The organism is Gelidibacter sp. (genome assembly GCF_035577925.1).
In the GTDB taxonomy this organism is placed as follows: domain Bacteria; phylum Bacteroidota; class Bacteroidia; order Flavobacteriales; family Flavobacteriaceae; genus Gelidibacter.
In genome coordinates this window covers 1-8,661 of record NZ_DATJCY010000370.1, presented here as the reverse complement: position 1 = coordinate 8,661, position 8,661 = coordinate 1, and the positions used below count along the sequence as shown (strand labels likewise).

Annotated in this window: 6 protein-coding genes; 5 read left to right on the top strand and 1 reads right to left on the bottom strand. The window is 40.3% G+C overall.

Going from position 1 to position 8,661, the window contains the following annotated elements; translation table 11 throughout:
* From VNJ50_RS14150 to VNJ50_RS14140, 3 genes are all read left to right on the top strand, one after another.
* On the top strand, positions 1 to 1,937 hold a 1,937-nt coding region (locus VNJ50_RS14150), incomplete at its 5' end, for a DUF7507 domain-containing protein (RefSeq protein ID WP_325582946.1).
* A 39-nt stretch (positions 1,938 to 1,976) separates the two neighbouring features.
* Positions 1,977 to 2,978, top strand: a complete 1,002-nt coding sequence (locus VNJ50_RS14145; RefSeq protein ID WP_325582945.1) for a type IX secretion system membrane protein PorP/SprF — start codon at positions 1,977 to 1,979, stop codon at positions 2,976 to 2,978.
* A gap of 32 nt (positions 2,979 to 3,010) precedes the next feature.
* Positions 3,011 to 4,954 carry an OmpA family protein gene (locus VNJ50_RS14140; RefSeq protein ID WP_325582944.1) on the top strand — a complete coding sequence of 648 codons (1,944 nt, stop codon included), beginning with the start codon at positions 3,011 to 3,013 and terminating at the stop codon, positions 4,952 to 4,954.
* A 292-nt stretch (positions 4,955 to 5,246) separates the two neighbouring features.
* Here the strand turns inward: VNJ50_RS14140 and VNJ50_RS14135 are convergent, their stop codons facing one another.
* Positions 5,247 to 7,235: an endonuclease gene (locus VNJ50_RS14135; protein ID WP_325582943.1), complete on the bottom strand. Its 1,989-nt coding sequence runs from the start codon at positions 7,233 to 7,235 to the stop codon at positions 5,247 to 5,249.
* Positions 7,236 to 7,481: 246 nt separating this feature from the next.
* Between VNJ50_RS14135 and VNJ50_RS14130 the strand changes: the two genes are divergently transcribed.
* Both VNJ50_RS14130 and VNJ50_RS14125 read left to right on the top strand, forming a co-directional pair.
* Positions 7,482 to 7,634, top strand: coding sequence for an SsrA-binding protein (locus tag VNJ50_RS14130; protein ID WP_325582942.1), 153 nt, complete (start codon positions 7,482 to 7,484; stop codon positions 7,632 to 7,634).
* A 65-nt stretch (positions 7,635 to 7,699) separates the two neighbouring features.
* On the top strand, positions 7,700 to 8,661 hold a 962-nt coding region (locus tag VNJ50_RS14125), incomplete at its 3' end, for a DEAD/DEAH box helicase (protein WP_325582941.1).

The window sequence follows — 8,661 nt, the reverse complement described above, 5'->3', positions numbered from 1 at the left end:
TGATTACCTATACATTTTTGGCAACAAATACGGGCAATGTTGAATTGACCAATGTAGTTATCTCGGATACCTTACCAGGGCTTTCGGCCATAACTTACGTCAATTCAACAGACCCGGACACATTGGAAGGTACGCTGTCACCGGGAGAATCTGCTACTTATACGGCCACTTACACGGTGACCGCAGCAGATGCCTCAACAGGCTCTATTACCAATACAGCCCGACTAACTGGTACGCCACCTGTGGGAGACCCGATTGAACTGCCATCGAATACAATAAAAATCCCCGTTGAAATAGCATCACCAAGCCTGGCAATCATAAAGAGCGCCAACGTTACAAGTGTTGCTGCTGAAAGTGATGTGATCATCTATACCTTTTTGGTAACCAACGATGGCAACATGACCATAACCGATATAGTGGTAAGCGATGCCATGGTCGGACTTTCTGCAGTCCAATATACCGCGGGCAGTTCCACCAAGGGCAGTGTCCAAGGCACCTTGCTACGCGGCGAATCTGCAACTTACACCGCCACTTACACGGTGACCCAAGCGGATATCGATGCTGGTAAAAACATCATCAATACGGCTAATGTAACGGGAACCTCTCCTAAGGGGGACTCAATAGAAAAGTCTTCTAACGAGGTCAATGTCACCGTTGGGGTAGAATCTCCAAACCTATCCATCGTAAAGAGTGCCGACGTAATTGCTCCAGCTACCGTTGCTGAAGGCGACGTGATCACCTATACCTTTGTGGTGGCCAACAACAGCAACGTAACATTTACCAATGTAGTGGTAAGCGATGCCATGGTCGGGCTTTCGGCAATTGCATACACAGTGGGAAGCTCCACAGAAGGCAGTGCGAATGGTACCTTAATACCGGGCGAATCTGCAATCTATACCGCCACTTACACGGTAACCCAAGTAGACATCGATGCCGGCGGAAATATCACTAATACAGCCAAGGTGACGGGAACATTACCTGGTGGAGACTCAATAGAACAGCCATCGAATACGGTCAAGGTCCCCGTTGAAAACGCATCGCCGAGCATTGCCCTAATAAAAACAGGAGTGTACGCTAGCGAAACACGTACCATAACCTATACATTTACCGTAATTAATACCGGAAACGTAACCGTTACCAACATCACTGTCAATGACCCCATATTGGGTGGTGCCTTAAGTGGCAGTATCGCCAGTTTGGCTCCCGGCGAAACCGATAACACTACATTTATTGTAGATTATAGCGTCACTCAGGACGATCTGGATCTGGGCCATGTCATCAATTCAGCTATTGCCACTGGTGAAGACCCAGATGGTAATCCTGTAGAAGACACATCGGGAACAGACAAAGATAATGACACTCCTACTGAAACCGACTTAAACGTCATTCAACCAGAAGCAATTGATGACAATGCCACCACAAACGTGAGCATCCCTGTTACCATTCCTATTTTGGATAACGATATAGCCCATGGAGCAGATTTCATTATGGACTCAATTGAAATCATCGATCAGCCAGAACATGGCACCGTAGAAATCACTGCTGACGGTAAGGTAATCTATACGCCCGACCCTAATTATGTAGGTGAAGACATTTTTACTTATAAAGTGAAGGACAGTAACGGCCAATGGACCAATGTAGCCACGGTAAACATTACTATTACTACAAACAAACTGTTTATCCCTAACGTGATAACGCCTAATGATGATGGCATAAATGACACTTTTGAAATTGTAGGCCTCGAAAACTATAGAAATGCCCAGGTATTGATCTATAACAGATGGGGTAACCAGGTGTACCGCAATGACCAATACACCAATATGCGTGGTTTTTCAGGCGAAGGTCTAAACAAAGGCACTTATTTTTACGTGATAAAATTGACCGACAACCAAGGCCAAGTACACAATTACGAAGGATGGGTTTACATAAAAGAATAATTCGAAAGTATGATTATTAATAAAGAAGTTCATAAACGAATGAGAAAAGTATATTATCTGCTAATCCTTTTGGTGCTTTTTAAGGCACCGGAGGTTAAAGCTCAGCAAGAGATTCAGTTTACACAATACATGTTCAACACCTTAAGTGTAAACCCTGCTTACGCCGGTTATAAAGAAGAATGGTTTGCCCAAATGGCTTTGCGCAATCAGTGGGCGGGTCTTGACGGCGCTCCCAAAACCGGCCAGGTATCCATCGACGGAATCCTATCGCCCTATTCACGAAATATGGCGGGAGGCCTTCAAATCACGTCCGATAAACTGGGACCACAAACGGCTACAACAGCATATCTAAACTATGCCTATCGTTTGAGGTTGAATGACGAGGACACCCGACGCTTAAGTTTTGGTATCGGTGCCGGAATAGGAAGCTATGGCCTTGATGGCTCCATGTTCTCACCTGTCAATCCCGGCGACGGCAGCCTTTTCGATGGCAAGGAAAATGTTTGGAAATGGAACATGAGGCTTGGGATGTATTATTACAGCCCGAGATGGTATGCCGGTGTCTCGGTGATAAATGTACTGGGAGACACCGAAAACCATATTTTTGGTACGGACGACACGTATTATAACACCACCCAACGCGGCCACATGTATTTTATTACAGGGGCTATTTTTGACCTGGGTCCGACGTTTAAATTAAGACCGAGCATCTTGGTGAAAGAAGACTTTAAAGGCCCTACCAGTTTAGACCTTAATGCCATGTTGATCTACAACGAACGGTTCTGGTTTGGAGCTAGCTATAGAACGGGCGTTTCATTATGGGACAAAGACTACAAGGGATACAGTCCTAACAGTTTGGAAGCAACCAATGCCATTTCTGGTATTGTGCAGTTTTATGTTACGGATAGGTTCCGCATCGGCTACTCTTATGACTACATGTTGAATACCCTAAGCAACACAGAAAATGGTTCGCATGAACTTACGCTGGGCTACACCTTTCCGCTAAGCAATAAGCGCGTGTTAAGCCCAAGGTTCTTCTAAAACTTTTTCCACTAGATTCTAAAATGATTAAAATGAAGAAAATATATACAACGGTCTTATTGGGCTTAATGTGCTTTGTGACCGTTCAATCACAGGAACAGCTCAGTAATAGACAAAAGGCAACAGCTTATTTAAATAGCTATCAATACGGGAAAGCCATTCTTTTGTACCAAAAACTCACAGATGTCAAGGAACCAAAATTAGAAGATATGGAGAACTTGGCCTATTGCTATAACCAAATTAATCAGTATGAATTGGCCTCCAATTGGTATTCACGTGTGGTCGAACATTCCGATAGCCCCACAGAAAATCTGCTACTTTACGCATCGACTCTAAAGCAGACCAGTCGTTATGCCGAAGCCAAAAGTACCTTGAAAAGATATGCCGAAACCACTGGAAAACATAATGAAGTGGCCATTGAAATAGCTGGTTGTGATGCCGCCATAAAATGGATGGCCAACCCATTGGACTACAAGATAAAGAACGAAGAAGGCATTAATACTCCAATGTCCGAATTTGGCACTTACCCTTTAGCCGATGATATCTACTATATTGGTGAAGACTCTGAATCGAGCAAATTGCCCCATCTAAGCTGGACCGGAAATACTTTTTTGCAGGTTTTTAAGGCCAATATTAATGGAACGGGATTGAGCAAAGCTGAGGAACAAAATATTCCATTCAACAAAGACAGCAAGTTTCATGTGGGGCCCATAACTAGCAACAAGGCCGGCGATGTGTTTTATGTGACCCGTACCTATTCCGGAAAAAAAGGCGAAAAGGTCAAAAACGGAAAAACTAGGTACACGACCAATAAATTGGAACTGTACATTTACACCAAGGAAGGCGATACTTGGAAACACGAACCTTTTGTACACAATAATATCAAACACCATTCCGTGGGCCATGCCGCTTTGAGTCCCGATGAGCAAACCCTATACTTTGTATCTGATATGGACGGAAGTATTGGCGGAACAGATATCTGGTTTTCCATAAAACAAGCTGATGGCACTTGGGGACCCGCAATCAATGCCGGAACGACCATAAACGGTCCTAAGGACGAAATGTTTCCAAGCATTGCAGATGATGGCACATTATATTTTTCAAGCAATAGTTTTGTGGGCATGGGTGGTCTGGATCTTTTTAAGGCCGAAGGCAGCAAAAATGTTTGGAACAAACCCGAAAACCTACAATATCCCGTAAATAGTGGTGGCGATGATTTTGCTTATGTGATTACCGAAAAGCAGGGGGATCTTATCAAAGGGTTTCTTTCATCAAACAGAAACAAGGGCAAGGGCGGTGATGATATTTATTCATTCAATTACCAACAACCCAAAATGGTCATCATGCTGGAAGGCACTACTTACGAAGGTAACGGCACTAATAAAGTGTTGCCCGACGTAAAAGTAAGTCTCTATAATAACGGGCAAAACGAAATTCTGACCCAAAAAGTCAGTGAAAGCAACGGGTTTTTCATTTTTAAAGTGGAACCTGATACCGAATACAAACTATTGGGACAAAAACAGAAATTCTATTCCGATTCGCTTACCGTCAATACTAAAGGCATTTCCAACGATACCATAAGGGTAAGCTTGCATTTGAAACCACTGTTTGAAATTGGCAGTAAGATTGTCCTCCAAGATATTTATTATGATTTTGACAAATACAACATCAGGAGCGACGCCCAGGTTATCCTTCACGAATTGGTACGAATTATGCACGACAACCCAACCTTGAAGATAGAACTGTCGTCACACACCGACAGCCGTGGCAGCGATGCGTACAATATGGTTTTATCACAGAAAAGAGCACAATCTGCCGTGGATTTTATTGTGAGCAGGGGCGTTTCAAGAGAAAGGCTAACGGCACAAGGCTATGGCGAAACCCAGTTGGTCAACCGTTGCTCAAATGGAGTTGCTTGTTCTAATGAAGAACACCAACAAAATAGACGTACCGAAGTAAAGGTCTTGGAGTTTTAATATATTATCCGAGTTTTCTGCGATCCTTTGAAATTGTTACAAAAAACCTATACAAAGGATTGCTATAGAATAACTTTGTACAATTATATAAAGATTATAAAAAAGAAGTAAGGGGATCCCCTTACTTCTTTTTTATTCTTAGGTTGACGCTTTTTCAAATTTTATCGTGAGCAATATTGAAAAACTATAACTAGATAAGTAGCTAAACAATTCATGACTTTGTGGACATGAATGAAAAAAAACTTATGTAATCGCAACTTTTATATTATTGGCAGTCACTGAAACTTGTAATTCATTCTATCGCTATTTTTTTAAACAAGGTGTGTCCATCAAATTGCAAACGCATAATATAAAGACCAGCGGAAAGCCCAAAATCAGAAACCAAATTAAACTGGTCATCCACATTTAATTTGGTTTTAAACACCTGACGTCCATCAATGGTAAAGAGTGCCATTTGAGTTTCATTTTTAATTCCGGAAACAAAAACACGATCCTGTACGGGATTTGGATAAATCTTAAGTTGCACATCATTGGCAGCCTCTAATCCCAAGCTTTTATTCCAAACTTGACCAACTTTATTTCCCCAGATATATTCTATTAATTCGGGCTCATCAATAAACGGATTTCTGTTAATTTGCCATGTATAAATGATATTATTGCGATTCATTTCAAAATCATCCGGCGGATCATTGCGATGCCATTCCAGCAAGGTCTCCAAATCTCCAAGTTGACCTTTTACGCCCTCAGGAAATCCATTTACAATCTCAAGTCCATTATAACGGACGGCCAAATAGAAAACGCCCCGTGCCACATCACCCCTAAATTTACCCAAAGTTCCTGTCGGCCCTTTATATTGGCCATAATGCAAATTGTTACGTCTGCTATTTTCTCGCGAATCGACGACGCGCAATGCATGTGCATCATTATGTCCATGACGCAACGAATCGGCATTGGTATTCCAAAAAACGTCCTTTCCATCAAAATCCCTATCTAAATTGATAGGATAATAACCAGCCCTACTTACAGGAAAAGTATGCTCCCTATTCCAAGTTCCTAAATTTTCGCTTCCGTATTGGTAATCTAATTTTGATCGGCCTTCTTCCAAATACACCAACCAAACCTCATTGCTGTGTTCGGGATTTTGATCAGCTTCTTTTAAAATCTCAACTATATCAGCATAAGTTTGTGCTCTTACCACACCTTCTTCGGCAATAATATTTTGAAGTGCCTGTCGCAATTCCGTATCGGCCAATCCATCTAAACTATCATAATATCCATTTGGTTGCGTGCTTTTCACAACTGTATAAGTAGGATTTATGGGCGTACCAAATTCAGCCACCTTAAAATCGTCATCTATAACCCTAATATACTGATGATTGTTCAAAACCAAAAATGTTGACGGATATCCCGAAATAGTAACTTTCATGATTTCATCACCTTCATCAAAATCGTCGTCAATAATCGTGATGGTTGTTGTTATTGTTTGATTACCCTCAGGAATTGTCAATGTCGTATTTCCAGTAAAATCAGAGGTATTAAAACCATAATTATCCAGACTCAGCTCAAACGTCAAGTCTTCCATAATGGGCTGTTCGGTAGTAAAAGCAATATCAAAAACATCGCCTTCGCTATATTGCGTTTTTGCAATAGCTATAAAAATGCCATTGAGCATTATGCCTGAGCCGTCATTGCGTTGTCTTGGCGTGGGCATTGTAGAAATATAATACACTAAGCCATCATCATCAACAAAACGCTGAATGGAACTTGTATTATTATCACGGCCTTCATTAATTTGTTCTATATCAGGGTTAAAATCCCTAAAAATATCTAATAAGCCGTTTGCATCAGGATCATTGGTTCCATAAATTAATACGTCAACTAAAGTGTCGTCAACATAGGCCAAGGTTTTATCAGGAAAATCCAGAACATCAGCTTTATAAAGAGCTACGGCATCTTCGCCATTTTGAATGACCGATTCCGGAATCAGATATTGAGGCGTGGGAACCACAGCATTACTTCCAATGAGGAACACGCCATTAATATCGGTTTCATACCCAGTTAAATCCAATGCCATATAACTTCTATTACCTCCTGTACTCGATCCGTTGAAGAATACGAGGACATAACCATCCAGAGAAAAATGTGGGCTTTCGGACAAAAGCTCTACAAATTCCTTGTCATCAATACTTGGTGTGTCACAATCAAGTTCGTTAATAACTACCTGACTAAACATCAAATTTGATGAACCAATAAGCAGAAAAATAAAAATAAGATATCTCATAAGGCCAGTTTTAAACTAAAGATACACAACTAATTCATTATTAATGTGTTTAACCGTTTTAAAACGACTATATGACCAATCCATAACTTTATCAAAAAAAGATAACTATACAACAAGATTTATAATAATACCCTTCAAGCTTAAAGCATAACACAAGATGAAAAGTTGATACTACAAATCAGAGATTTAATTTCTATCTTTATTCAATTCTATATGCCAACCAACTCATTTGAAAAACAGGTCTTCATGAAAAAAAGTCTTTTTAAATTTTTAGCCAAAATCAACAAAATAGTACTTCCCAGTTATTCAAAAAAACAGCTCGACCTTTCAAAAGCAACAAAACTACAATTGGCCATTATTGGCTGGCGCGTGTTTGTGACTAAAAATGCATTGGATTGAAACTGTAGGATCTTCTTTAAATTTAAATCTTATTTTCTGTTACCTTTGCAGTAAATTTTTGATAAATGTCATTTAAAGACTTACAACTCAATAAACCCATTTTAAAAGCAGTAGCCGAATCTGGTTACGATACCCCAACGCTAATACAAGCCCAAACCATTCCGTTGGTATTGGCCAAAAAAGATGTCATTGCCTCTGCTCAAACTGGCACCGGTAAAACTGCAGCGTTTGCACTTCCTATTTTACAGCTTCTATTTGATAAACAAGATGCTACAAAAAATGGAAAAAAGACACGGGCGTTGATTGTGAGTCCAACACGTGAATTGGCAATCCAAATTGCACAAAATTTCAAAACCTATAGCACTTACACCAATTTAAAAACTATGGTGATTTTTGGTGGGACTGCTATTGAACCACAAATTGAGCTTCTTAAAAAAGGAGTTGACATTATTATTGCTACTCCAGGACGTTTACTTGATTTGCACAAGCAGGATGAAATCAATTTAGATTTTATAGAAATTCTGGTTCTGGATGAAGCCGATTTAATGTTGGACATGGGCTTTATAGATGAAGTTTCAAAAATTGAACGCTTGTGCCCACAAAAGAAACAGATTTTGTTATTTTCGGCAACGATGCCTTTTAAAGTAGAACAATTGGCCAACTCTATTTTAAAATCACCGGAACGTGTTGAAGTTACGCCCACTTCATCGGTCGCTAAAAATGTGAGCCAAGTTTTATATTATGTTCCTAAACGAAACAAAATCGAACTATGCCTACACTTGTTGCGCAACACGATTAAAGGCAATATATTGATTTTTAGACGCACAAAATTTGGCGTTGAAAAACTTGAACAAACCTTGATCAATAACGGTTTTAAGGTAGAAAGTTTTCATGGCGACAAAACCCAAGCCGACAGACAATCAGCTTTAAATAAATTCAAACACGGCAATGCCAATATCCTTGTTGCTACGGATGTAGCCGCAAGAGGTCTTGATATTAATGAACTGGATGCAGTTATTAACTTTGA